The sequence below is a fragment of the Rubrivirga sp. SAORIC476 genome (genome assembly GCF_002283555.1).
In the GTDB taxonomy this organism is placed as follows: domain Bacteria; phylum Bacteroidota; class Rhodothermia; order Rhodothermales; family Rubricoccaceae; genus Rubrivirga.
The window spans coordinates 844560-870295 of the sequence record NZ_MVOI01000006.1; the positions used below are offsets into that span (position 1 = coordinate 844560).

Sequence of the window (25736 nt, forward strand, 5' to 3'; positions counted from 1 at the left end):
CGTCCGCTCCGACTCCCTCTGCTCCCGATGGCCGACCAGCCTTCCCTCTTCGACGACGACGACCTCTTCGACGGCCTCGACGCGCCCGACGACCTGACCATCACCGCGCCGCCGACGCCGTCCGCCGACGCACCGTCGCTCTTCGACGCGGGCGCGCCGCCGGAGGCCGACCTGACGGTCACGCTCCCCGACGACCGGGATGACCCCGAGGCCGTCCCGAACGACCTCGACGGCATCGAGGGCGATGAGGCCCGCGAGACGCTCTTTCTCGCCGACGCGATGGCGCTCGCCTACCGGGCCTTCTTCTCGATGAAGAACGCCTCCCTGACGGCCCCCGACGGCACCGACACCCGCACGCTCTACGGCTTCGCGACGGCCCTCCTGAAGCTGCTGGAGGACGAGCGCCCCGAGCACATCGCGGTCGTCTTCGACGCCATCGGCGGGCAGCCGACGTTCCGCGACCAGCTCTACGACGACTACAAGGCGCACCGGCCGCCCATGCCGCCTGAGATCAAGTCCAACATCCCGCTCATCAAGCGGCTCGTCGAAGCCTTCGACATCCCGGTGCTCGAAGTCGCGGGCGTCGAGGCGGACGACGTGATCGGGACGCTCGCCAAGCGCGCCGAGGACGAGGGCGTCGACGCGGTCATCTTCTCGGCCGACAAGGACTTCCGCCAGCTGCTCTCCGACCGCGTCTCGATGCTCCGGCCGCCCTACATGGGCGAGGTGTTCAACCGCGAGACGCCCGAGACCTTCCGGGAGAAGTACGGCGGCCTTGAGCCGGCCCAGTTCATCGACCTGCTGGCGCTCATGGGCGACTCGGCCGACAACGTGCCGGGTGTGCCGGGCATCGGCGAGAAGACGGCCATCAAGCTCATCGACGAGTACGGCGACGTGGAAACGCTCATTGAGCACGCCGCCGACCTCAAGGGCAAGCGCGCCCGCGAGGGCATGACCGACCACGCCGACGACGCGCGTCTCTCGAAGCAGCTCGTCACCATCCGCTGCGACGTGCCGCTGAAGGGGGCCGACGGCGAGCCGCTCGACTGGCACACGCTCCGCCGCACCGACCCCGACCTGGACGAACTGGAGGCGCTGTTCGACGCCGTCGGCTTCGGGTCGCGGCTGCGGACGCGCGTCCGCACCTACGCCACCGGCCGCAGCACGCGCAGCCGCAAGACGTTCACCACGCTCCCCGAGGACGACCCGTCGCTCAGCTTCGACTTCGGCCCCTACGAGCCCGTCACGGCCATGGACGCCGACGCGGTGACGTATGCGACGGTCTACGAGGCCGACGACCTCGACGCGGCCGCGGACGTGGTCGAGGGCGCCGAGCGGCTGTCCTTCGACACCGAGACCACATCCACCGACGCCATGCGGGCGGCCCTCGTCGGCGTGTCGCTGGCGAAGGCCGAGAAGCGGGCCGTCTACGTGCCCACGCCGCTGCCCGACGGGACGCCCCAGGACGCCGCGCTCGCCCCGATCCGCGCCGCGCTCGAAGACGCCGACCTCCTCAAGGTGGGCCACAACGTCAAGTACGACCTCAAGGTGCTCGCCCGGCACGGCGTCACCGTCCGCGGCCCCGTGTTCGACACGATGGTGGCGCACTACCTCCTCGACCCCGAGGCGAGCCACAAGCTGGACGACGTGTCCAGCTTCCACCTGAACTACCGTCCGCAGCCCATCACCGACCTGATCGGGACGGGCAAGAATGCGCTCACGATGGATCAGGTGCCGGTCGAGGACGTCGGCCCGTACGCCTGCGAGGACGCCGACATCGCGCTCCGGCTGGTGCCGGTGCTCACCGAGGCGCTCAAAGCCGTCGACGACGGCCGGGGGCGGCTGCTGGAGATCGCCGAGGCCATCGAGTTCCCGCTCGTGCCGGTGCTGGCGGCGATGGAGATGGCGGGCGTCAAGGTGGACGAGGCCGTCCTCGCCGACATCAGCCGCCAGTTGGACGGGCAACTGACGGAACTGGAGGCGGAGATCTACGGCCTCGCCGGGCGCGAATTCGGCATCGGCTCGCCCAAGCAGATCGGCGAGGTCCTGTTCAACGACCCGCCGACGGACGAGGAGCGGGCGGCCTACGAGACGTGGGTCCAGGACGTCAAGGACAACGAGGCGGGCGAGGTCGCAGGCGACCCGGACGCCAAGCCCAAGACCAAGAAGCAGCTCGCGGAGGAGGCGCCGACGTTCGGGCTGGGCCTGCAGCCGCTCGGCAAGACCAAGACGGGCCAGCCCAAGACCGACGAGCGCGTCCTGAGCGAGCTGGCCCAGGAGCACGCGCTCCCCGCCCTTATCCTCGACTGGCGGAAGGTGTCCAAGCTGAAGTCCACCTACGTCGACAAGCTGCCGGAGCTGATCCACCCGGACACGGGGCGCATCCACACCGACTTCGCCCAGACCGTCACGGCGACCGGGCGGCTCTCGTCCACCAACCCGAACCTCCAGAACATCCCGATCCGCACGGACTTGGGCAAGGAGATCCGCAAGGCGTTCGTCGCCGAGCCGGGGCACCGACTCCTCGCGGCCGACTACGCCCAGATCGAGCTGCGCATCATCGCCTCCATGTCCGGTGACCCCGACATGACGCGGGCGTTCGCGGAGCAGCAGGACATCCACACGGCCGCCGCGGCGCGCGTCTTCGACGTGGACTACGACGCCGTCACGCGCGCCCAGCGCGACCGTGTCAAGCAGGTCAACTACGGCATCCCGTACGGCATCTCGGCCTTCGGGCTGGCCCAGCGGCTCCGCATCGGCAACGGCGAGGCGCAGGAGCTGATCGACCAGTACCGGGCCTCGTACCCGCGCGTGATCGAGTTCCTGGACGGGCTGGTGGAGGACGCGCGACGCAACGGCTACGTGGAGACGCTGCTCGGGCGGCGCCGCTACCTGCCGCTGATCACGGCGCGCAACCCCAACGACCGCGCCTTCGCCGAGCGCGTGGCCGTCAACATGCCCATCCAGGGCACGCAGGCGGACATGATCAAGAAGGCCATGATCTCGATCCACGACGGCCTGGGCGCGGTCTCGGCAGGCGCCCGCATGATCCTCCAGGTCCACGACGAGCTGGTGTTCGAGGTGCCCGAGGCGGACGTGGAGGCGGTCTCGACGTTTGTCCGCGAGGAGATGGTGACGGCGTTCCCCCTCGGCGACGTGCCGGTCGTGGTGGACGTGGGGATCGCGGACAACTGGCTGGACGCGCACTGATCCCGGCTTCGCCAGGAGGCATGGGGGATGCGGCAGGAGGCATGGGGCGTCGCCCCGGCCTCGTGCCGTCCGGCCTCGGCGCCGAGGCGGGGTAGGTTGGGCGCATGTGGGTGCTCCTCCTCTCCGTCGGCCTCGCGCTGGTCCATCTGATGGCGGGCGGGCTGCGGTTCCTCTCCGTGGAGCCCCGGAGCCGGTGGCTGTCGCTGGCGGGCGGCATCTCGGTGGCCTACGTGTTCGCGCACCTGCTGCCCCAGGTGGCGGCCGGACAGGAGGCGCTGGCCGAGGTCGACGCGGCCCGGCTCGTGGTGGGGGAGGGGCACGTGTGGCTGCTGGCCCTGCTCGGGCTGGTCGTGTTCTACGGCCTGGAGCGGGCGGCGCTGGTGTCGCGCGCAGACGACGCGGACGACGAGCCGAGCGCGGGCGTGTTCTGGATCCACATGGCGTCGTACGGCCTCTACAACGCGCTCATCGGCTACCTGCTGACGCACGGGGAGGCGCAGACGGGCACTGAGCGAGGCCTGTTCTGGGTAGCGATGGCGCTCCACTTCTGCGTCAACGACGCGGGGCTGCGGGCGCACCACCGCGACACGTACGACCGCGTCGGACGGTGGGGGCTGGCAGCGGCCGTGGTCGCGGGGACGGCGGTGGGTCTCGGGACGGCTGTCCACCCGGCCGTGGTGGCGGGGCTGGTGGCCTTCCTGGCGGGCGGCGTCGTGCTCAACACGCTCAAGGAGGAACTGCCCGAGGAGCGCGCGAGCCGGTTCTGGCCGTTCGCGCTCGGCGCGGCGGGCTACGCGGCCCTGCTGACGGTGCTCTGAGCCATCGCCGCCGCGGCGGGCGGGGTCAGGCGGTGCCCTGGCCGGCCGGGATCGACGAGAGGGCCGCAGGGACAGTGGGCTCGGCGTCGGAGGGGAGGACGGCGTCGAGGCGGTCGATCATGGCGCGCGCCTCGGCGTAGAGCGGCAGGAACGCGCGCACGGCGTCGGCGAGGAGGCCGCGGTCGGCGGCGTGCTGCGTGGCGACGCAGTGGGCGTCGAGGGCGGCGGCGTCCAGCAGGCCCGCGACCGACTTGAGCGTGTGCGCGGTGCGCCCGGCGGTGCGGAGGTCGTCGGCGCGGAGGGCCGTCTTGATGGCGTCGAGGCCGCTGCCGATCTCGTGTCGCGCGTCGGCGAGCAGGTCGAGGAAGAGCGACGGCGAGCCCGCGGCCATCTCGGCGAGTGTGGGGAAGGCCGCTGCGGCCCGGTCGAGGCCGGTCTCGGCGGCCGTCGGCTCCGGAGCCTGGAGCCGGAGGATCGGCGCGGGGAGGACGGGTGCGGCGGCAGTGAGCGTGTCCAGGGTGCGGGCCAGCGCGTCCCGGTCGATGGGCTTGCCTAGGAAGCCGTCCATGCCCGCGGCGATGCACGCCTCGCGGCGGTCGGCCGTCACGTCGGCCGTGATGGCGATGATGTGCGGCTGGGGGAGGCCGGCGGCGTCGCGGACCGCGCGGGTCGCGTCGAGGCCGTCCATGCGCGGCATCCGGAGGTCCATCAGGACGACGTCGAAGGGGCGCCCGGCATCGGCGGCCTGCTGGAGCGCGGGCAGGACCTCGTCGCCATCGGCCACCATCTCGGGCCGGTAGCCGAGGCGGCCCAGCGACAGGCCCGTCACACGCTGGTTGACGGGGTTGTCCTCGGCGACGAGGATCCGGAGGGACGGCGACGTCTCGGGCATCGGGGCGGCAGGGGAGAGGGCGGGGGTGTCGAGGCGTGGCGCACCGGCCGTCGGGGAGTCGGAGGCGGCGGGGGAGGGCGCCTCGGCGATGGCGTCGAGGACGACGCGGCGCAGCAGGGCGGGCTTGATCGGCTTGTGGAGCGACGCCATCAGTAGGCCCGGCGGCGTGGCGGGCGACTCGTGGATCGAGGACAGCAGGACGAGCGGGAGGTCCGGGCGGCGCATCCGGAGCGATGTCGCGAGCGTGACCCCGTCCACGTCGGGCATCTGGTAGTCGAGGATGGCGACCGCGAACAGGGCCCCCCTGTCCACGGTGGCCAGGGCCTCGGCGGCCGAGGGGACGGCGGTCGGGATGAAGCCCCACATGCGCGCCTGGACCTCCAGGATGCGGCGGTTGGTGGCGTTGTCGTCGACGATCAGCATCCCCTGGCCGGCGAGTGCCGCCAGGGCTGCGCTCCCGTGGTCGGGCGCGGGATCGGTCCCCGGAACGACGTCGGCCGGGATCACCACGTGGAAGGTGGTCCCCTCGTCGGGCACGCTCTCGACCCAGATCCGCCCGCCCATGGCGTCGACGAGCCGGTGGGAGATGCTCAGCCCGAGGCCGGTGCCGCCATACCGCCGCGTGGTCGACGCGTCGGCCTGGGTGAAGGGGTCGAACAGCGCCTCGACGCGCTCGGGCGCGATGCCGATGCCCGTGTCGCGGACGGTCAGGTGGAGGCCGGACGTGCAGTCGTCGAGGCGGCGGAGGTGCGCTGGGACGGCGTCCGGGTCGCAGGGGGCGACGCTGAGCACAACCTCGCCCGTGTCGGTGAACTTGACCGCGTTGGCGAGCAGGTTGACGAGCACCTGCCGCAGCCGGGTCACGTCCCCGACGACGCGGGTGGCGACGGTGGGGGCGATCTCGTAGGCCAGGTCAAGGCCCTTCGCCGAGGCCCGGTACGCGACCAGGTCGAGCGCGTCCTCGGCGCACCCCCGCACGTCGAACGGCCGCGCCTCCAACTCGATCATGCCCGCCTCGATCTTCGAGAAGTCCAGCACGTCGTTGATGACGCCCATCAGCGCCTCGCCGGACGAGCGGACGACGCTCGCGAACTCCCGCTGCTCCTCGGTCAGCGGGGTATCCAGCAGGTGCCCGGTCATCCCGATGACGCCGTTGAGGGGCGTCCGGATCTCGTGGCTCATGTTGGCCAGGAACTCGCTCTTGGCGAGGCTGGCCTGCTCGGCCGCCTCCTTGGCGGCGACGAGGGCCTCGTGGCTCTGCCGGACCTCGGTCACGTCCTGGGCGACGATGACGAGGCCGCCTCGGTGGTCTCCGCACCCGGGCAGCTTGGCGGCGGAGATGCGGACCGGGATGCGCGTGCCGTCGGCGTGCTCGAAGCTGGAGTCGAGGCCGGTCACCGTCTCGTTCCCGGCGATGGCCGCCCCGAAGGCGAACGCCTCCTCCGGCTGGTTCGCCATCAGCACGCGTGCATCGGCTCCGACGAGCTGGTCGACGGGCACGCCCACCATCGCGGCGCCTGCCCGGTTGACGCGCTGCACGTAGCCCTCGCCGTCGACGACACAGAGGGCGTCGGGGATGGACTCGATGATGGTGTCGAGGTGGGCGCGGGAGACCGTGCTGGTGGCGAGCGCGTCGATGGTCGCGTCCAGCGTCCGCGCGAGTTGCCCGATCTCGTCGGACGAGGTGTCGTTGATGCGGGCGTCGAGGATGCCCTGCCCGATGGCCTCGGCGCCCGCGCTGATACGCTTCAGCCGCCGACCCAGCGTCTGCGCGATCCCGACGCCCAGCAGCAACGCCAGCACGAACGGGACGACGAGCAGGGCGAGCCCGACGGTGCGGACCGGCCGGAGCGTCTCGCGTGCGTACCCGAGGTTGACGGCGGCGGGCTCGGACGTGCGAGCGAGCATCTGCGTCAGCAGGCGGCGCGTCTCGGCGCCTGCGGCCGACGAGTCGGCCTGGAGCGCGCCGAGCGTGTCGCGAAGGTCGGCGGCCGTCGCTTCGGCCGCGCGGTCGGCTCTCCAGGCAGCGCGCTCGGCCGCTGTCTCGGCGGCGATCTCGGTGGCCTTCACGACGACGCCTCCCATGGCCGACACCACGATGGCGGCGCCGCAGAAGGCGAGCATCAACTTGGGAAACAATTTCATCGTGCAGGAGATGTCGTAACACGGGGCCGCGTCGGCCGGGCCGTGAGAGGGGACAGAGGCCCCCCGCCAGAGGGATCGTGGGGCGATCCCTGAGGAGTCCAAGAGCGTGCCGCACGCGTACCATGCGCTCCCCCCGATCCTGCCTCGTGCCATCCATGCGCCCGCTCGTTCTCGCACTGGTGTTCCTCGCGCCCGCTCTGCACGCCCAGCCGGGCGTCGAGCGCGGGCGCACCGCCGACCTCGCCTGGCCCGACTCCCTCGTCGGGGAGGCCGCGCCGCCCTCCACGGTCCAGGCGCTCTACGGCGTCGCGGCGGACGTGTCGGCGGCGCGCATCGAGGCCGACATCCGGACGCTGGCGGGGTTTGGGACGCGGCACACGCTCTCGGACACGGTCAGCGACACCCGTGGCATCGGCGCGGCGCGGCGGTGGATCCGGGCCGAGTTCGAGCGCATCTCGGCGGCCTGCGGCGGGTGCCTGGAGGTCGTCGAGCAGCGGCGCGTGGTATCGGGCGAGCGGCGCATCCCCGAGCCGACGGAGGTGGTCAACGTGCTCGCCATTCAGCGCGGCACCGCCGACCCGACCCGCTACGTGGTCATGAGCGGCGACATCGACAGCCGCGTCTCAGACGTGATGGACGCGACCTCGGACTCGCCCGGGGCGAACGACAACGCGTCGGGCATGGCGGGGGTGCTGGAGGCCGCGCGGGTGCTCAGCCAGCACTCGTTCCCGGGGTCGATCGTCTATGCCGGGCTCAGCGGCGAGGAGCAGGGCCTGTTCGGCGGCCAGATCATGGCCGAGGCGGCTCGCGCCGAGGGCTGGCGCATCGAGGCCGTGCTCAACAACGACATGATCGGCAACACGTGCGGCATCGACGGGGTGTGCGACAACACCTCGGCGCGCGTCTTCTCGGAGGCCACGCGGCCCATGGAGACCGCTCGTGAGGCGCGGACCCGTCGCTTCACCGGCGGCGAGGTGGACGGCCCGGCCCGCAACCTCGCCCGGTACGTGGACCGGATGGCGGACCTCTACGTCCGCAACCTCGACGTGATGATGATCTACCGGCTCGACCGCTTCGGGCGCGGCGGCCACCACACGCCGTTTACGGACGTCGGCTACCCGGGCGTGCGGATCATGGAGACGCACGAGCACTACGACCGCCAGCATCAGGACCTCCGGACGGGGACCTATCCGGACGGCTCGCCCCGACACTTCGGCGATACCGTCGAGTACGTCGACTTCCAGTACGCGGCCAAGCTGACGGCGCTCAACGCGGTGACGCTGGCCGGGCTCGCGGGGGCCCCGGCGCCGCCGTCGAACGTCGCCATCTCCGGGGCCGTCCAGCCCTCGACGACGCTCGCGTGGGATCGGCCGGACGGCGTGCAGAATCCGCAGTTGGCGGGCGTCCGCATCTGGTGGCGGCTGACCACCGAGCCGCAGTGGCAGCGCTCGGTCTTCGTGCCGGACTCCGGCGCCGACCGCCAGGAGTACACGCTGGAGAACGTCGTGATCGACAACTTCTTCTTCGGCGTCTCGGCCGTCGCGGCGGACGGAAGCGAGAGCCCGGTCGTGTTTCCGGGCGCCGTCGGATCGTTCGACTACGTGCCGGAGGAGTAGGATAAAACGGGACATCCGCTGGGTTCCGACTCTGGAAACGCTCCCCCCCGTCCCCGTCGCCGGGATCGTCCTCGCCTGCCGCGCCGTAGACCGAGCCCTGGCTTCCCCTCTCCGATGTCCCGTCTTCTCCTCGCCGCCCTCCTCCTGACTGCCGTCGGGTGCGCCTCCGAGCCGTCGGACGAGATGCCCGACGGGCCGCCGCTCTCCGGAGACGTGGAAGTCCAGTCCAACGAGACGCCGGACGCCGCCGAGCCCGCGCTCGCCGCCGACGCCGACACGACGGGGCCGGCGCGTGTCGAGGTGGGCGGCGAGACCGTCCCCGCGCGCGGCGTCGTGACCGACATGCAGAGCGGCGACGTGTCGTGCTACCTCACCGTCCGCACCGACGACGGCGCCTCGGACACGGTCCACGCCGACTACTCGGTGTGCGACTCCAACGTGATCCTCGGCCGCCGCGTGCAGATCGAGTACGCCCAGGGCGACGTGCTGGCGGACTCGTGCGAGGGCGACCCCGAGTGCCTCGACACGGAGACCGTGGCCCTGGCCATCGTGGCGCAGCCGATCGACTAGCGCGTGCGCGCGGTCGTCACCGGGTCGAGCGGCTTCCTCGGCCGCGCCTTCGCCCGCCACCTGCTCCGCCTCGGCGCCGAGGTGGTGGGCCTCGACCTCGTGCCGGGGCCGCCCGAGTGGGAGACGCGCCTCGCCGACCTGTCGCGTCCGGGCGACTGGACCGGTGCGCTCGTGGGGGCCGACCTCGTCGTCCACACCGCCGCCCGAGTGGGGGAGGTGGGCACCTCGGCCCAGTTCCGCGCCCAGACCGTCGAGTCGACGCGCCGCGTCGTGGCCGCCAGCGCCGACGCCGGGCGGCTGCTCCACCTGTCGTCCATCGTCGTCCACGGCCGGGCGTTCCCGGACCCCTGCCCGGAGCACCACCCGGTCCAGCCGACGGGCAACCCCTACACCGACACCAAGATCGCGTCCGAGCACGCGGTGCTCCAGGCGATGGCCGCGGGGCGCGTCCGTGCCAGCGTGATCCGGCCGGGCGACGTGTACGGGCCGGGCAGCCGCCAGTGGACGGTCCGCGCGGTCGAGATGCTCAAGGCGGGCACCTTCGCGCTGGTCGACGGCGACCGCGGCGTGTTGTCACCCGTGTTCGTGGACGACGTGGTGGGCGGCGGGCTGGCGGTCGCCGACCACCCGGCCGGGCGAGGGGACGTCTTCCACGTGACGGGCGGCGTGGGCGTGACGCCGCGGGACTTCTTCGGCCACTACGCGCGGATGGCGGGCGTCCGCCTGCGGTCGGTGCCGCCGGGCGTGGCACGCGCCGCGGCCCCGCTGGTCGCGGGCGCGTTCAAGCTGGTAGGCAAGGCGCCGCCGCTGTCGGGGCGGACGCTGGAGTACGTCACGCACCCGGGCACCTACTCCATCCAGAAAGCCGCCGACCTCGTCGGCTGGCGCCCCGAGGTGGGGCTGGACGAGGGGATGCGGCGCACGGAGGCGTGGCTTCGGGCCGAGGGACTGCTAGAGGCGAAGAGGGATTCGGGAGGTGGAGGGGATTGAGTGCATGGGGGCCGCATTCCTCCATGCCGCATCCCCACTATCGCTCACAGCACGGACGGTGCCTCGACGGTGAACAGCACGCCGCCGTCGATCGGCTGGCGGTTGGTGACCGTGCCCTCGGCGTCCGGCGCCGGGTCCGAGCCCGGGCGGGCGACGACGTAGACGAAGCCGGGCTGGAGGCCGAAGGCGCCCACGCTCCCGTCCGGCCCCAGCGCCAGCACGCCGACCTGGATCATGGCGGGGTCGGCCGGGGTGACGCGGGCGACGCGCTCGACCAGCGACGCCGCAGCGTCCTGCGCCGTCCGCCCGTGGCGCATGGCCTCCACGACCGCGCTGGCGCCCGCGACGCGGATGACCTCCTCGCCGTGCCCCGTCGCCACCGCTCCGCCGACGCCGCCGTCCACGAAGAGGCCGCCGCCGATGATGGGGCTGTCGCCGACCCGGCCGCGCATCTTGTAGGCCAGCCCGGACGTGGTGCAGGCGCCGCACAGCCGCCCGGCGGCGTCGAGGGTGAGCACGCCGATGGTGTCGTGGTCGTCGGCGTGGCCGCTCGGCCGGTCGCGGCGCTCCGTGTTGATGCCCGGCGCATACTCGGCCGTCTCCCGCCACTCCCGCCACGCGGCCTCCGAGGCGGGCGTGAGGAGGTCGCCCATCTCCAGCCCCTCCGCCTCGGCGAGCGCGCGGGCGCCCTCGCCGACGAGCATGACGTGGGGCGTGTTCTCCATGACGCGCCGCGCGAGCGTGACCGGGTGCAGCACGTCCTCGACGGCAGCCACGGCGCCGCAGCGATGGCGCTCGTCCATCACGCAGGCGTCCAGCGTGACGCGCCCGTCACGGTCCGGCCGGCCGCCCAGTCCGACCGAGGTGTCCTCGGGGTCGGCCTCGGGGATGCGCGCGGCGGCCTCGGCGGCGTCGAGCGCGTAGCCGCCTGCGCGGAGCACGTCCCAGGCGGCCGTCGCAGCGGCCCGGTTGTCCCACGTCGCGAGGACCACGGGCGTCGCCGGGCGCGGCGCGGCGGCGGCGACGCGCGGAAGAGCGGCCAGCGCGCCGAGCGCGGCGCCAGAACGGAGGAGGTCGCGACGGGAGAGCGGCATGGCGGGCTCGCAGTGGGGAGCCGCCAATCTATCCGCGGGCCGCTACTCGACGGGGAAGTCGAAGTAGGTGCGCGGGTGAGGCTCGTCGCGGAGCGAGAAGTGCCACCACTCCTTGGAGTAGTTACGAAAGCCCGCCACGCTCATGGCCGCGCGGAGGCGGTCGCGGTTGCGCCGAGCCGCGGCCGTGATGCCGCCGCTGTCGGTCGAGGCGAGGTGGGTGAAGCAGTCGTAGGCTGTGCCCATGTCGAGGTCGCCCTCGTCGAGCCGCCCGTCCGGGCCGAGGGGTTGGTCGCAGCGGGGGAGGGGGCCGTCGGCCGTCGGGAACGTCGTGAGGACGGACGCTGTGGCGGGCAGGCGCACCAGCGTCAGGTCGACCGTCGCGCCCCGGCTGTGACCGCTCCGCGTCGAGATGTAGCCGCGCGAGAACAGCGAGCCCTTGGGCTCGGCCGGGTAGAAGGCCTCCTTCATCGACTGGTCCGGGACGCCGGTCCAGCGCGCGAAGTGGTTGACGGCCGTCTGCGGGCGGTAGCAGTCGTAGACCTTTAGCCCGAGCCCGCTGCGGGCCAGCGTCTGCGCGACGCCCGCGAGCGCCGTCGCGGCCTCCTCGGCCAGGATGCACTCCGGCGCGAGGTAGCCGTCGATGGGCTCGCCGATGAAGTTGTAGGCCGTCGCGTAGCGCATCTCCTGCGCGATGCCCGGCGCCACCTCCCGCAGGCGGACGAACCCGTCGGGCAGCGGCGGGAGCGGGGCGGGCGGCGGCGGCGCGACCGTGTCGGCGCGGACGGTGTCGGCGACGACCACGGCCTCGCGTGCCGGGGTCGCCTCGGACGACTGGCAGGCCGGGGCCGCCAGCGCAAACGCGGCGGCGAGGAGCCAGGGGAGAGCAGACGAGCGGAGCATCGGGGTGGGGGGGACCGGAGGCAAGGTAGGACGGACCCCAACGGCCCGACCTTCCCCGATCCTGTGCAGCGCCGCCCCGCGTCCCGGATCAGCCCAGCATGAGGACGTGCGTCATGCCCTCGGTCGCCTCGACGCGCTCCTGGGCCACGGTGCCGTCCTCCCACTCGGAGCGCATCACGTAGCAGCCCGGCACGGCGAGCTCCAGCGTGGCCGTGTCGCCTGCCATCAGGACCTCGTCGCCGAGGTAGTCGGTCGCCCACGTCTCCATCGCCGCCCAGTCCTCGCCCTCCGACTCGCCGCACCCGGCGACGTGGAGCGTGACGAGCACCATGCCGGTGTCGTTGAGCACCGGAAGGCCGCTCTCCGCGTAGAGGGGCGCGGCCGGCCGGTCCTCCGGCGGACCAGCCGCCGGGACCGGGTCAGGGTCGGCCAGGACCGATGCATCTGCAGGGTCGATCTCGTCCACCGCGCCGTCGTCCACCGCGCCGTCGGCCGCCTCGTCGGCGGTGGGCTCGTCGGCGACCGGCTCGGCCGCGACCGGCGCCGCCTCGGTGGACGTGGTGAGGGGGACGGGCGCGTCGTCCGGCGGCGTGTCGGAGGCGCAGGCGGCGAGAGACAGGGCGAGGGCGAGGACGGAGAGCAGGCGCATCGGAGGGAGGGGAGTCGACGAGACGCAAAACCTAGCCGGGATCCCGCGGAGAGGCATGGTCCCACGGGACCGTACTTTCGAGGCTCCCCAGTGCTCATCATGCCCACTCCTCTCGTCACCATCGCCGCCGTCGTGGTCCTCGGGATCGGGGCGCAGTGGCTCGCCTGGCGGACCAAGTTTCCCTCGATCCTGCTGCTGCTCGGGTTCGGGTTCCTGGCCGGGCCGGTGACCGGCTTCCTGCCGCAGGACGCGCTCCAGGGCGAGTGGCTGTTCCCGTTCGTGTCGCTGGCGGTCGGCATCATCCTGTTCGAGGGTGGGCTGACGCTGCGGTTCGACGAGTTCCGGGAGGTCGGCAAGAGCGTCGTCAACCTGATCACCATCGGCGTGCTGGTAACGGGCGTGCTGGCGACCATCGGGGCGCACTACCTGGCAGGGTTCTCGTGGGAGGTGGCTGTGGTCCTGGGTGCGCTGCTCACGGTGACCGGGCCGACGGTCGTGCTGCCGCTGCTGCGCCACGTCCGCCCGGCGGGGCGGGTGGGGACCATCGCCAAGTGGGAGGGCATCACCATCGATCCCATCGGCGCCATCCTGGCGGTGCTGGTGCTGGAGACCGTCATCCTCCTCAACGAGCCCGCCGAGGTGGCAGGGGCGCACGGGAGCGTCTGGGGCGCGCTGGCGCAGGGCATCGCGTTCGAGATCGTGGTCGGGGTCGGGGTGGCGGTGCTCGCGGCGGTGCTGCTGGTGTTCCTGCTGCACCGGCGGCTGGTGCCGGACTGGCTCCAGAACCCGGTCGCGCTGATGGTGGTGGTGGCGGCGTTCGCCATCTCGAACACGCTTCAGGAGGAGGCGGGGCTGCTGGAGGCGACGCTGCTGGGCATCATCATGGCCAATCAGCCCTACGTCTCGGTCCGCCGGATCGTCGAGTTCAAGGAGGACCTGCGGGTGCTGCTGATCTCGCTGCTGTTCATCATCCTGAGCGCGCGGCTGGACCGGAGCGCCTTCGAGATCATGCTGGCGCCGGGGCCGCTGCTGTTCCTGGCCGTGCTGATGCTGGTGGTCCGCCCGCTGGCCGTCTGGCTGTCGTCGCTGGGCACGGGGCTCAACTGGCGCGAGCAGGCGTTCCTGTCGTGGCTGGCGCCGCGCGGCATCGTGGCGGCGGCGGTCGCGAGCCTGTTCTCGTTCCGCCTGGAGGAGTTTTTCCCGGCCGAGGCCGGCCGGATCGTGCCCATCGTGTTCCTCGTCATCGTGGGGACGGTGGCCGTGTACGGGCTGACGATCTCGCCGCTGGCGCGCTGGCTCGGGCTGGCCCTGCCCGACCCCCAGGGGGTGCTGTTCATCGGCGCGCAGGGCTGGGTCCGTCGCGTGGCCAAGGCGCTCGATGGGCTGGGGATCCCCGTGCTGTTGATCGACGCCAACGCGCGCAACGTGCGGCAGGCGAAGAAGGCCGGGCTGCCGGCGCAGCGGGCCAACATCCTGGCCGAGGGCGTCATCGACGACCTCGACCTGAGCGGCATCGGCCGCCTGCTGGCGGTCACCCCGAACGACGAGGTCAACGCGCTCGCGGCGCTCCACTTCGGCGAGGTCTTCGAGTCCGACGAGGTCTACCAGCTGCCCATGCGTGCCGACGGCCCGAAGAGCCCGGCGACCGAGATCCCGCGCCACCTCCGCGGGCGCCCGCTCTTCGCCACCGACGCCACCTTCACGGCCCTCGACGAGCGCCTCAACGCGGGCGCCTCGATCCACGTGATCCACATCACCGACACGCGGACGCTCGCCGCCCTCCGCGACGAGGTCGAGACCGACGACGGAGAGGAGGGCCTGATCCCGCTTTTCCTGGTCCGCGGCGAGAAGGTTCGCGTCTACGCCGAGGACGCCGACATCACCCCCCAGCCGGGCGACGCGCTCGTGGTGCTCCTCGACCAGACCGTCGACCCCGGCTGGCTCGCCGAGTCCGCCGACCTCGACGCGGACGGCCCCGACGACCTCCCCGACCGTGCGCCCGAGGTGGGGCGAGCGGCTGCGGGCGACGGGATGCCGGGCCGCGCCATCCCCCCGGACGCATAGGGAAGAGACCGTCGCGCGGCCCTCGGCCTCCGGCTGAACCTCCGGTCGGTCCTCCGGTACATCGCAGGATTCCGTCTTCCGTCCCATGCCTGACGACCCCGTCGCCCTCCTCGGTCGCTTCGGAGCGGCCCTCGCCCTCGGCCTGCTGATCGGCACCCAGCGGGCGTTCCACGACCGCCGAGAGGATCAAGAGGCCTCCTCGTTCGCGGGCATCCGCACGTTCCCACTGCTGGCCCTCGCAGGCGCGCTGAGCGCTTACCTGGCGTCGTCGCTGGGGAGCCCCTGGGTCGTGGTCGCGGTGCTGGCCGTCGTGGGCGCGTTCGCCGTCTCGGCGTACCGGGCGGGCACCGAGCGCGGCAACCTCGGCATCACCACCGAGGTGGCCACGCTGGTGACGACGCTCGTCGGGGCCCTCTGCATGACCGGGACGCTGGGGGTGGTGGTGGCGGTCGGCGTGGCGGTCGCGATCCTGCTGGAGGTCAAGCCCGAGACGCAGCGGTTCGTCAAGGCGCTCCGCGAGGACGAGTTGGAGGCGGCGCTCAAGTTCGCCGCCGTGAGCGCGCTCATCCTGCCGGTGCTGCCGGACCAGACGTACGGGCCGCCGCCGTTCGACGTGGTGAGTCCCTTCAAGGTGTGGCTCATGGTGGTGTTCATCTCGGGCATCTCGTTTCTGGGCTACGTCCTCACCAAGGTCGTCGGCGCCACGCGTGGGGTCGGGCTGACAGGCATCGTGGGCGGGCTGGCCTCGTCCACGGCGACGACGCTCTCGTTCGCCGAGCGCAGCAAGGCCCGCGAGACGATGTCGGGGGCGCTGGCGATGGGCGTGTTCGCGGCGTGGGCGGTGATGTTCGCCCGCGTGCTGGTCGAGGCGGGGGTGGTGAACCGGGCGCTGCTGGGCGCCGTGTGGCCGTCGATCACGGCGGGCGGCGTGGCCGGGCTCTCCTACGCGGCGTTCCTGTGGATGCGAAACCGAAAGGCTGAAGCCGACAGCGAGGACAAGGATGAGGGGAAAGACGCCTTCTCGAACCCCTTCGAACTCAAGAGCGCGCTCGCCTTCGGGGCGCTCTACGCCGTCATCCTGGTCGGCTCGAAGGCCGCCGAGATGTACCTCGGTACGGCAGGCCTGTACGCCTCGGCCGTCGCCTCGGGCCTGGCCGACGTGGACGCGGTGACGCTCTCGATGGCCGAACTGAGCAAGCCCGGCGGCTCGGTCTCGCTCGACACGGCGGCGACGGCGGTTGCCCTGGCGGCGGCCAGCAACACGGTGGTCAAGGGGGGCATCGTGGTAGCGACGGGCGCGGCGGCCATGAAGAAGGCCATCCTGCCTGGGACCGGGCTCGTGCTGGCAGCCATGCTCGGCGTCGCGCTGCTGGTGTAGAGGGGAAACGAGGGCGACCTCCTCTGCCTCGGTCCCGAGGCGGGGCGGGGCGGCGCGAAGAGTGAAGCCGTTCTGGGCCCCGGCGGATCTTCATGTCCCGTTCTGCCATTTCCCCGTCCCTCTCCCACTGCCCGCGAGCGACGCGAGCCACCCATGCGGATCGCCCTCTGCCAGATCAACACCACCGTCGGCGACCTCGCCGGGAACGTCGAGCGCATCCTTCGCGACGCCCGCCGCGCGGCCGACGCCGGGGCCGACCTCGCCGTCTTCCCCGAGCTGGCCGTCACCGGCTACCCGCCGCAGGACCTGCTGGACCGGCCGGCGTTCCTCGACGCCGTCGACGACGCCGTGGCCCACTTGGCGCGCGAACTGCCCGCGGGCCTCGGCGTGCTCGTGGGCGCGCCGGTGCGGAACGAGACGCCCGTCGGCAAGCGGCTCTTCAACTCGGCCCTCCTGCTGGCGGACGGCGCCGTGCAGGACGCCGTCTCGAAGACGTTGCTGCCGACCTACGACGTGTTCGACGAGTACCGCTACTTCGAGCCCGCCGCCGAGCGCCGGGTGATGACGTTCCAGGGCGTCCGGCTGGGCGTCCACGTCTGCGAGGACATGTGGAACAACGAGGAGCAGGCCCCCTACCACCTCTACGCGGCCAACCCGATCGACGAGCTGGCGGCCCTCGGCATCGACCTGTTCGTCAACCTGTCGGCGAGCCCGTACACGGTCGGCAAGCCGATCGAGCGTCGGCTGCTGATCCGGGAGAGCGCGCAGGAGCACGGCGTCCCGTTCGTCTACGTCAACCAGGTCGGCGCCAACACGGAGCTGATCTTCGACGGCGACAGCCAGGTCCAGAACGCCTCGGGCGAGGTGCTCTACCACGCGCCGCTGTTCCAGGAGGCGTTCCACGTCTGGGACACCGAGGCCCCCGGCGAGCCCGTCGAGGTGGAGGCGGCGGGGACGACGGCCGAGATCCACGACGCGCTCGTGCTCGGCGTGGCCGACTACGTGCGCAAGACGGGCGAGGGTGTCTTCGAGAAGGCGCTCATCGGGCTGTCGGGCGGCATCGACTCAGCGGTGACGTGCGCCCTCGCGGTCGCCGCGCTGGGGGCGGACCGCGTCGTCGGCGTGACCATGCCGTCGGCCTACTCGTCCTCGGGCTCCGTCGACGACAGCCGCGCGCTGGCCGAGAACCTGGGCATCGAGTTCCACGAGGTCCCCATCCTGCCCGCCGTCGACGCCTTCGGCGAGATGCTGGCGCCGCTGTTCGAGGGCACCCAGGAAGGTGTCGCCGAGGAAAACATCCAGGCCCGCGCCCGCGGACTGACGCTGATGGCGATCTCGAACAAGTTCGGCCACCTCTTGCTGACGACCGGCAACAAGTCCGAGATGGCGGTCGGCTACGCGACGCTCTACGGCGACATGTCGGGCGGGCTGGCGGTCCTGTCGGACGTGTTCAAGGAGGAGGTCTACCGGATCGCGGAGTACGTCAACGCGACGGCCGGGCGCGACCTGATCCCGCGCAACACGATCACCAAGCCGCCCTCGGCCGAGCTGAAGCCGGGGCAGGTGGACCAGGACTCACTGCCGCCCTATGCCGTCCTCGACGCCATCCTGCAGCGCTACGTCGAGGAGCACGAAGCGCCCGCCGGGATCGCCCGCGAGTTGGGCTTCGACCTCGCCCTCGTCCAGCGCATCGCGCGCATGGTGGACCGCAACGAGTACAAGCGCCGCCAGGCCGCGCCCGGCTTGCGCGTCACCGGCAAGGCGTTCGGGTCGGGCCGCCGTCTCCCCATCGTCATGCAGCGCACGGAGGTGCCGGCTCCCGTCGACGCCTGACTCTGCCCGCCTCGGCTCCCTTGCCCGACTCGGCCCCGAGGCGGAGAGACCTACGCCGTCGCCCCGCCGCAGGACGAGCCCGCGCCCGCCGTGCAGCCGTAGCAGTGGCGTTCCGTCTTGACGGTCCGCGCCTGCCACGCCCCCAGGTCGAAGTCGCCGATGGTCGCGAACGGCACCGCCGCGTCCATCTCCAGCTGCTGGTTGAAGTCGCAGTCGTACACCTTGCCGTCCCAGCCGACGGAGATCGTGTTGCGGCACATCAGTCCGTCCAGCGTCGCCGGGTTGAAGGCCCCCAGCAGGCGGTCCATGTAGGCATCCAGCTGGCCCTTCTCCAGGAGCCACTCCAGGTAGCGGCTCATCGGCATGTTGTTGAGCGCGAAGAGGCGGTCGAACGAGACGCCGTGGTTGCGCTCCAGCGCCGCCTTCCACTCCGCCTCCAGCGACTCCTGGCTGCCCGCGAGGAAGCTGCCGACCGGGTTGGTCACCAGCGTCAGGACCTTGTCCGGGTCGCCCTGTCCGTAGCCGACCTCGTTGAGCATCCGGAGCGCGCGGATCGACTTCTCGTACGTCCCGTCGCCGCGCTGGGCGTCCGTGCCGAGTTGGCGGTAGTGCGGCAGCGAGCACGCCACCTCGACGCCGCGCTCGGCCATCCACCCTGCGAGGTGGGCGTAGCGGCGGACCGTCAGGATGGTCAGGTTGCACCGGTCGATGACGTGCAGCCCGCGCGCCACGCACGCATCGACGAGGTACTCGAAGTGCGGGTTGAGTTCCGGCGCCCCGCCCGTCAGGTCGACGGTGTGCAGCGCGCCGCCCTGCGGGTGCGCCTGGATGTGGTCGATGGCCGCGAGGCACGCGTCGACCGCGGCCCGGTCCATGTTCTCCGCCGTCCGGTCCGGCCCGGAGTCCACGTGGCAATGCCGGCACGTCATGTTGCACAGCTTGCCGATGTTGATCTGGAAGATCTCCAGCGGCGCCGGCGTGAGGCCCTGCTCCCAGCCGCTCGCCACGAGGTCGCGGTGGAAGCGGCCCGTCCCGCTCGGCCCGAGGTCCAGGGCCACGGCGTCGAGCGCAGCGATCTGCGCGGCGGGCTCCGCCAGCGGCGTGCGGCGGGCGTACAGGCTCGTGGTCCGCTTCGGGCCGTCCATCACGTCGGCCAGGAGTTCGGCCGAGAGGACGGGGAGGGAGATCGCGGAGCCGTCGCCGTTGGACATCGGGGAAAGGGGGAGAGTCTGAGGGGTGAACCACGATGTGCCGGGCACAGACCTGTCCCACGCAGGGATCAGCGGTCGTCCGACACGACGAAAAACGTCGGCGGGGCAAGGCCCGCCGATCGGAGGAGCTACATCGTCTGTGCCTTGACACCGTCCAGCATCTGGAGGCCGTGCACCAGCGACGCGCCGCCGCGGATGGCCGTCGCCACGTGGACCGCCTCGGTCATCTGCTCGAGGTCGGACCCCTTCGCGAGCGACTCCTGCGTGTAGGCGTCGATGCAGTAGGGGCACTGGACGGTGTGAGCGACGGCGAGGGCGATCAACGCCTTCTCGCGGGCCGTCAGCGCGCCGTCCTCGAACACCTTGCCGTAGTAGCTGAAGAAGGCGTCGGCGAGGGGCTTGGAGCCCTCGGCGATCTCGCCGAAACGGGGCAGGTGCTCGGGCTTGTAGTAGGTCTCCACGGAGGTCGGATGAGGGGGGGAGGGGTGAAACTAGGCGTGAGGCTCGGCGCGTGCGCGGCGGACGAAGAGCCGTCGGGGCGGTTGTGGAGTCTCCGTCGGGCAGATACCTTACTGGATTCGCGTCCGTCCTCTCTCTCGCGGCTCGGCTGCTCTCCTGTGTCGTTCGTCGGCTGGTTCCTGCTCCTTCTCGTCATCGCCGTCGTCGGAGGGGCGATCGCGTGGCATCGGCAGCAGTCCCTGCCGCCGCCGCCGGTTCCGTACGGCGACCCGCACGACCTGTCCACCCTCGGCCTGACGCCCGCCCGCCCCCGCCCGGTCGGCGTGGACCTGGACGATCCCGACCCGTACGCCGAGTCGCACGGCAGCCGCGTGCCCCTGCCCGCCGTCCCCGGAGGCCCGACTCGGACGCCGACCACCGCGACGGCCCGGCCCGTCGAGCGGCCTGCCCCCGCCGCCGTTCCGTCGTCCTCCGCGCGTCCCCGCCCCCCGGTGACCGCGCCCGACTCGCCCTGGGCCGCGCCCGCGGTCGCACACCTGCTCGCCTCGCTCGCCGCCCACGTCGGCGGGACCGTGGCCGTGGTGCGCCACGACGGCGAGCGCCACCTCATCGAGGCGCGGACCGACGGCAGTGCGATGGCGCCCGTGGATGGCCCCGCGCTCGCGCTCGACGGTCCGATGGACCTCGGCCCCGGTGCTCTCGGTGCCCTGTCGAGTCTCGTCAGCGGCTTCGCCTACGCGGTCCCCATGGGAGCGCGCATCCTGCTCATCGGCGGCGATGGGGACGGTGAAGGCACCGCGCGCTACCTCGACCTGCTCCACGTCCTCGGCCTCGGCGGTGCCCCCACCGAGCCGGAGCGCGGCGCTCTGCCCGCGGACGATGCCGAGGAAGACGAGGTCCACATGGCGGAGGAGGGGGGCGCCCGCCCGACGCCCCGCGCCGAGATCATCGCGGAGGAACAGCGGGCCGCCCGGGAGGCCGACCGACCCCTCGCGTTTGCTCTCGTCACCCTCGCCGACGCCGAGGAGCGGCTGACGACGCACCCGGACGAGGAGGTGACGCTGGCCGAGGGCGACCTCCGGGATCGTCTGGAGGCCGCGGCGGACGTGCGCCGCATCGAGCCGTTCGGGGACCTGCTGTTCGGCGTCTTCCTGGACCTCGACCCGGCCCGCGCCGCGACGTGGTGCGACCGGCTGGCCTCGGGCGAGCCGCCGCTCTTCATCGGCGCCGTCGCCCCGGCGGACGGGGACCCGGAGGGCATCCGTGCCGCCGCCGTCGCCGCGCTCCGCGACGCCTACGACCAGCGCCGGGCGCACATCGTGGAGGCGTAGGGCCGGCGGAAGCGGGTTCTGGGGATTGCGGGTGAGCCTGACGGGATCGGGGAGCCGGAGGGATCCGTCGCGCGTCCCCGACTCTCACTTCCCATTCCTCACGATGGTCGTCCTCGTCCTCAACGCCGGGTCCTCGTCGCTCAAGATCGACCTCATCGATGCCGAGGCCGGGCAGACGCTCGCGGCCGGACAGGTCGAGCGCATCGGCGCGGTGTCGTCGCTCGCCTCGTTCCGCCTCGGTGACGCCAAGGCCGAGCGCGTCTCGCTCCAGGCGCCCGACCACACGACCGCCCTCGGCCACCTCCTCGACCGGATGCGCGAGGCGGACGGGCCAGACCAGGACATCCTGCCGCCCATCGAGGCGGTCGGACACCGCGTCGTCCATGGCGGCGAGCAGTTCGCCGAGTCGGCGCTGGTCGACGGCGAGGTGATCGACGCCATCCGCGATGCCTTCGACCTGGCGCCGCTCCACAACCCGGCCAACCTGCAGGGCATCCGGGCCGCCCAGAAGGCCTTCCCCGACGTGCCCCACGTGGCGGTCTTCGACACGGCCTTCCACCAGACCATCCCGCCGGAGGCCTACCTGTACGCGCTCCCGAACCGCCTCTACCGGCGCCACAAGATCCGGCGCTACGGCTTCCACGGGACGAGCCACTACTACGTCTCCCGCCGCCTCGTAGACCTGGTCGGCCTCGATCTCCAGGCGAGCCGCGTCGTCACGATCCACCTCGGCAACGGCTGCTCGATGGCCGCCATCCGTGACGGCCGGAGCGTCGACACGTCGATGGGGATGACGCCACTGGAAGGCCTCGTCATGGGCACGCGCTCCGGCGACCTCGACCCGTCGATCGTGTTCGAGATCGCCGAGAAGGAGGACGCGCCGCTCTCGGAGGTCCACACGCTCCTCAACCGCTACTCGGGCCTGCTGGGCCTGAGCGGCTACGCGGCCGACATGCGCGACCTGCTCGCCGAGGCGGCCGACGGCGACGTGCGCTGCCAGCAGGCCATCGACGTGTTCTGCTACCGCGTCAAGAGCTACCTCGGCCGCTACCTCGCCGTGCTCGGCGGCATCGACGCGGTCGCCTTCACGGCCGGCATCGGGACGTTCGCGGCACCCGTGCGCGCCCAGATCCTGGCCGGGCTGGACGGACTCGGCATCACTGTGGACCCGGCCGCCAACGCCGCTGCCGACGGCACCGAGGCCCGCATCACGACCGACGCGAGCACGATCCCGGTCTGGGTGGTGCCCACCAACGAGGAACTCGTCATCGCGCAGGACACGCAGAAGCTGGCTCGCGCCGCTCGCCAGTCGCCGTTCGTGTGAGGCGCCCCGTAAGCCCGCGCTCCGCCTCGCCGTCTACCGGCTGATCGCCGAGGCCTCCACACACCGTCGCACCCGTGCCTGCTCGCTCCATCGTCATCTCCTTTACCCTGGCTCTCGTGCTGGTCGCCTGCGAGACGTCTGCTCCCGCACCCCAGGGCGACGCCGAGGCGCTGGCGCTGCTCGACCGCGCCCGCCAGCACCATGGCTCGGCGACGCTGGAGGGGGCGGAAGTCCGGTTCACGTTCCGCGGCGTCCCCTTCACGGCCCGTCGCGACGGCGGCGCGTACCGCTACGCGCGGACGCTGACCGACAACCTCGGGCGGACCGTCGAGGAGGTCGTCGACAACGAGGGCACGCACCGGTTCATCAACGGCACCGAGGTGCCGCTCGATGCCGCCGAGGCGGCGCGGGTCCACACGGCCGTCAACTCGGTCGTCTACTTCGCGCTGCTGCCCGCCCCCCTGGCCGATGCCGCCGTTCGCGCCCGGTCGCTCGGGCCAGACTCCGTCGGCGGGCAGCCGTACGACCGGGTCGAGGTGACCTTCGCCCGCGAGGGGGGCGGCGTCGACTTCGAGGACCGCTACGTCTACTGGCTCCGCCCGGCCGACGCCCAGATCGGCTACTACGCGTACACCTACGAACCGTCGCCGGGCGACACGTCGCGCACGGAGACCGGCACGCGCTTCCGGGTGCCCATCGGGGAGGTTCGCGCCGAGGGCGTCCTCTTCCAGAACTGGCGCAACGTCACCGCCGACTCGCTGGCCGACATCGCGGACTTCGGCGCGGCCTACGACGACGGGCGGACGTTCGAGGTCTCGGAGGTCGTGCTGGACGACGTCCGCGTCGCGCGCTGAGGCCGGGCTGGGAGGCGGCGTCCGGTGCGGCCTGTGTGAGTAGTATGCGCCCCGCCGATACGGCGCGCAGCCACGGACGGCCTGCCGACGCGCCAATCGGCCTTGTTTTCCCCCGGTCGCATGCCCAACCCCCCCGACGCTCCTCGCTTCCTGTTCGAGGGGCAGGACGCCTTCGACGCCCTCTCGGCCTCGCTCGCCGACACGGTCCTCATCCTCGAGCCCGACGGCGTCGTGTCGTACGCCGCGCCCGGCGTGGTGGCCATCCTGGGGATCACCCCGCAGGTGTTGGAAGGTCAGCCGCTGCTGGCGTTCGTTCACCCGGAGGACCGGGTCCACGAGGAGGCGGGCGGCTTCTGGCAGGCGCCGCTGCCGTTCGAGCGCGAGTTTCGGATGCGCGGAGTCGGCGGAGACTGGGTCTGGGTGCGTGTGCTCTCCGGGGCGACGGACCGCTCCGGCGAGCGGCTCGCCTCGGCCGATCGCATCCTCGGAGACCGCACGCTGCTGCTCCTGCGCGACCGCCGCTCCGATGCCCAGGTGCGCGATGCCGACGACCTGCTGCACCGCGCCTTCGACGCGGTCAACAACCTCGTCGTCGTGACCGACATGCGGCTGCCGGGCAACCCGCTCGTGATGGTGAACCAGAACTTCGTCGACGCGACCGGCTACCCGCGCGAGGAGATCATCGGGCGGAACTGCCGGTTCCTCCAGGTCCGCCCGGACGGCACCCGCGACAACACGGACGACGGGCAGGCCGAGGCGCTCGATGAGATCCGCCGGGCCATCGCGAGTGGGGCCTCGACCCACGCGTTGCTGAGGAACTACCGCAAGGACGGCACACGGTTCTACAACCGCCTCTACCTGACGCCCATCCGCACCGCCGCAGGGGAGCTGACCCACTACGTCGGCGTGCAGAACGACGTGACCGCCGAGATCGAGCAGCGCGACGAGGCCGAGCGCCGGCGTCGGTTGCTGAGGGCGTTTTTCGACAGCGCGCCGTTCCTGATGGGCGTCGTCGAGGACCGGGACGGGGAGGTCCGACACCAGACGGCCAACGAGGCCGCCCTCGACCTCTTCCGCTCCGCCGGGGCGCAGGCCGATCGCATCGAGGGCGCCTCCCTCACCGCCCTCGGCTTCTCCGCCGCCGAGGCCGACCTCTGGGAGCGGCACGTCCGGACGTGCGCCAAGACCGGCGAGCCCTCGCACTTCCGGACGGTCTTCCCGTGGGGCGCCCATCCCGATGCCCCGGACGTCCGGCTCTTGGACGTGGTCGTGAACACGGCCGAGCGGGGCGAGCCGCCGCTGTTCTCGTACGTCGCCGAGGACGTGACCGAGCGGCGCCGGTCGGACACGGAGCGGCGGCTGCTGGCAGCGGCGGTCGAGCAGGCCGCCGAGCCCATCGTGGTGACGGGCATCGGGGTCGACGAGCCCGGCCCGCGCATCCTGTACGCCAACGAGGCGCACGCGCGCACGTTCGGCTACACCGTCCCCGAGATCATCGGCCGGTCGCCGCGCATGTTCCAGGGGCCCAAGACCGACCGGGCCGTGCTGGATCGCGTCCGCGCGCGGCTGGAGGCGGGCGAGCCGGTCCAGGCCGAGGCGATCAACTACCGCAAGGACGGTAGCGAGTTCGTGCTCCAGTGGGAGATCGCGCCGGTCCGCAACGACGCCGGCGAGGTGGTCAACTGGGTCGGCACGCAACGCGACGTCACCGAGCGGCGGCAGCTGGAGCGCGAGATTCTGGAGGTGGCCGCCCGCGAGCAGGAGCGCATGGCGCGCGACCTCCACGACGGCCTCGGGCAGGTGCTCACTGGGGCCGCCTTCCGCCTCCAGGCCCTCTACTACGCGCTCGACGGGACCGACCAGGCGGACCTCGCGGCGGACGCGCTCCGCACCCGCCAGCTGGTGGAGGGCGCGCTCGAGCAGGCCCGCGCCATCGCCCGCGGCCTGTTCCCCATCAACATCGAGCCGGACGAGATCCACGACGCGCTCGCCCGCCTCGCCGCCGACGCCGCCATGGCGTTCGACATCACCTGCTCGTTCGAGGGCGACGCGACCATCACCGCCCCGACGCGCGAGCACGCGGCCCACCTCTACCGGATCGCGCAGGAGGCACTCGCCAACGCGGCTCGCCACGGACGCGCCAAGACGATCGAGGTCGGGCTCACCCGCGCGGGCGACCACGCGATGCTCACCGTCCGCGACGACGGCATCGGCATCTCGGACACCGCGCTGGCAGGCGGAGAGGGCCTCGGCCTGCGCACGATGCGGTATCGCGCCGATCGCGTGGGCGGCGAGTTCGAGGTGCGCCACCGGGAGGGCGGGGGCACCGTCGTCGCGGTCACCTTCGAGCCTGCTCAGGCCGAAGAAGAGGAGTAGAGGCCCGGCGCGGGGACCGGCC

At 72.3% G+C, this 25736-nt stretch carries 18 protein-coding genes; 12 read left to right on the top strand and 6 right to left on the bottom strand.

Annotated features, from left to right (window positions below):
- Positions 1-27 precede the first annotated feature (27 nt).
- Together B1759_RS15130 and B1759_RS15135 are read left to right on the top strand one after the other, a co-directional pair.
- Entirely contained in the window at positions 28-3210 is a 3183-nt protein-coding gene (locus B1759_RS15130; RefSeq protein WP_095515888.1) for a DNA polymerase I, read from the top strand.
- 104 nt (positions 3211-3314) lie between these two features.
- Positions 3315-4028, top strand: coding sequence for a hypothetical protein (locus B1759_RS15135; RefSeq protein WP_095515889.1), 714 nt, complete (start codon positions 3315-3317; stop codon positions 4026-4028).
- A gap of 25 nt (positions 4029-4053) precedes the next feature.
- On the opposite strand, the gene B1759_RS15140 is transcribed toward B1759_RS15135, so the two are convergent.
- Complete coding sequence (locus tag B1759_RS15140; RefSeq protein ID WP_143537411.1) at positions 4054-7065, bottom strand: response regulator; 3012 nt, start codon at positions 7063-7065, stop codon at positions 4054-4056.
- Positions 7066-7220: 155 nt separating this feature from the next.
- Between B1759_RS15140 and B1759_RS15145 the strand changes: the two genes are divergently transcribed.
- From B1759_RS15145 to B1759_RS15155, 3 genes are all read left to right on the top strand, one after another.
- Positions 7221-8681, top strand: coding sequence for a M28 family metallopeptidase (locus tag B1759_RS15145; protein WP_095515891.1), 1461 nt, complete (start codon positions 7221-7223; stop codon positions 8679-8681).
- Between the two features lie 114 nt (positions 8682-8795).
- Positions 8796-9251, top strand: a complete 456-nt coding sequence (locus B1759_RS15150) for a hypothetical protein (RefSeq protein ID WP_095515892.1) — start codon at positions 8796-8798, stop codon at positions 9249-9251.
- A gap of 3 nt (positions 9252-9254) precedes the next feature.
- Positions 9255-10241, top strand: a complete 987-nt coding sequence (locus B1759_RS15155; RefSeq protein ID WP_095515893.1) for an NAD(P)-dependent oxidoreductase — start codon at positions 9255-9257, stop codon at positions 10239-10241.
- Positions 10242-10285: 44 nt separating this feature from the next.
- On the opposite strand, the gene B1759_RS15160 is transcribed toward B1759_RS15155, so the two are convergent.
- The 3 genes from B1759_RS15160 to B1759_RS15170 form a co-directional block, all read right to left on the bottom strand.
- The gene (locus B1759_RS15160) at positions 10286-11335 is read right to left on the bottom strand and encodes an isoaspartyl peptidase/L-asparaginase (RefSeq protein WP_095515894.1); all 1050 of its coding nucleotides are present in this window, start codon (positions 11333-11335) and stop codon (positions 10286-10288) included.
- 42 nt (positions 11336-11377) lie between these two features.
- Positions 11378-12235 carry a M15 family metallopeptidase gene (locus B1759_RS15165; protein ID WP_095515895.1) on the bottom strand — a complete coding sequence of 286 codons (858 nt, stop codon included), beginning with the start codon at positions 12233-12235 and terminating at the stop codon, positions 11378-11380.
- 88 nt (positions 12236-12323) lie between these two features.
- Positions 12324-12884 (bottom strand): hypothetical protein, encoded by a 561-nt coding sequence (locus tag B1759_RS15170; protein ID WP_095515896.1) that lies wholly within the window; start codon positions 12882-12884, stop codon positions 12324-12326.
- 99 nt (positions 12885-12983) lie between these two features.
- Between B1759_RS15170 and B1759_RS15175 the strand changes: the two genes are divergently transcribed.
- From B1759_RS15175 to B1759_RS15185, 3 genes are all read left to right on the top strand, one after another.
- Positions 12984-14948, top strand: a complete 1965-nt coding sequence (locus tag B1759_RS15175) for a sodium:proton antiporter (protein ID WP_095516011.1) — start codon at positions 12984-12986, stop codon at positions 14946-14948.
- An 85-nt stretch (positions 14949-15033) separates the two neighbouring features.
- Positions 15034-16326 (top strand): DUF4010 domain-containing protein, encoded by a 1293-nt coding sequence (locus B1759_RS15180; RefSeq protein ID WP_095515897.1) that lies wholly within the window; start codon positions 15034-15036, stop codon positions 16324-16326.
- Between the two features lie 153 nt (positions 16327-16479).
- Positions 16480-18159 carry an NAD+ synthase gene (locus B1759_RS15185; protein ID WP_095515898.1) on the top strand — a complete coding sequence of 560 codons (1680 nt, stop codon included), beginning with the start codon at positions 16480-16482 and terminating at the stop codon, positions 18157-18159.
- Between the two features lie 50 nt (positions 18160-18209).
- Here B1759_RS15185 and arsS read toward each other — a convergent pair whose 3' ends face one another.
- Both arsS and B1759_RS15195 read right to left on the bottom strand, forming a co-directional pair.
- A complete protein-coding gene (gene arsS / locus B1759_RS15190; RefSeq protein ID WP_198948911.1) occupies positions 18210-19370 on the bottom strand; it encodes an arsenosugar biosynthesis radical SAM (seleno)protein ArsS in 1161 nt (386 codons plus the stop codon).
- Between the two features lie 128 nt (positions 19371-19498).
- The gene (locus B1759_RS15195) at positions 19499-19831 is read right to left on the bottom strand and encodes an arsenosugar biosynthesis-associated peroxidase-like protein (protein ID WP_095515899.1); all 333 of its coding nucleotides are present in this window, start codon (positions 19829-19831) and stop codon (positions 19499-19501) included.
- Between the two features lie 156 nt (positions 19832-19987).
- Between B1759_RS15195 and B1759_RS15200 the strand changes: the two genes are divergently transcribed.
- The 4 genes from B1759_RS15200 to B1759_RS15215 all read left to right on the top strand — a co-directional run bounded on the left by B1759_RS15200 (position 19988) and on the right by B1759_RS15215 (position 25714).
- Entirely contained in the window at positions 19988-21160 is a 1173-nt protein-coding gene (locus B1759_RS15200; protein ID WP_095515900.1) for a hypothetical protein, read from the top strand.
- A 103-nt stretch (positions 21161-21263) separates the two neighbouring features.
- Positions 21264-22484 (top strand): acetate/propionate family kinase, encoded by a 1221-nt coding sequence (locus B1759_RS15205; protein WP_095515901.1) that lies wholly within the window; start codon positions 21264-21266, stop codon positions 22482-22484.
- Between the two features lie 74 nt (positions 22485-22558).
- Positions 22559-23338 (top strand): DUF6503 family protein, encoded by a 780-nt coding sequence (locus B1759_RS15210; protein ID WP_143537413.1) that lies wholly within the window; start codon positions 22559-22561, stop codon positions 23336-23338.
- Positions 23339-23458: 120 nt separating this feature from the next.
- The gene (locus B1759_RS15215; RefSeq protein ID WP_095515903.1) at positions 23459-25714 is read left to right on the top strand and encodes a PAS domain S-box protein; all 2256 of its coding nucleotides are present in this window, start codon (positions 23459-23461) and stop codon (positions 25712-25714) included.
- The last annotated feature ends 22 nt before the right edge of the window (positions 25715-25736 follow it).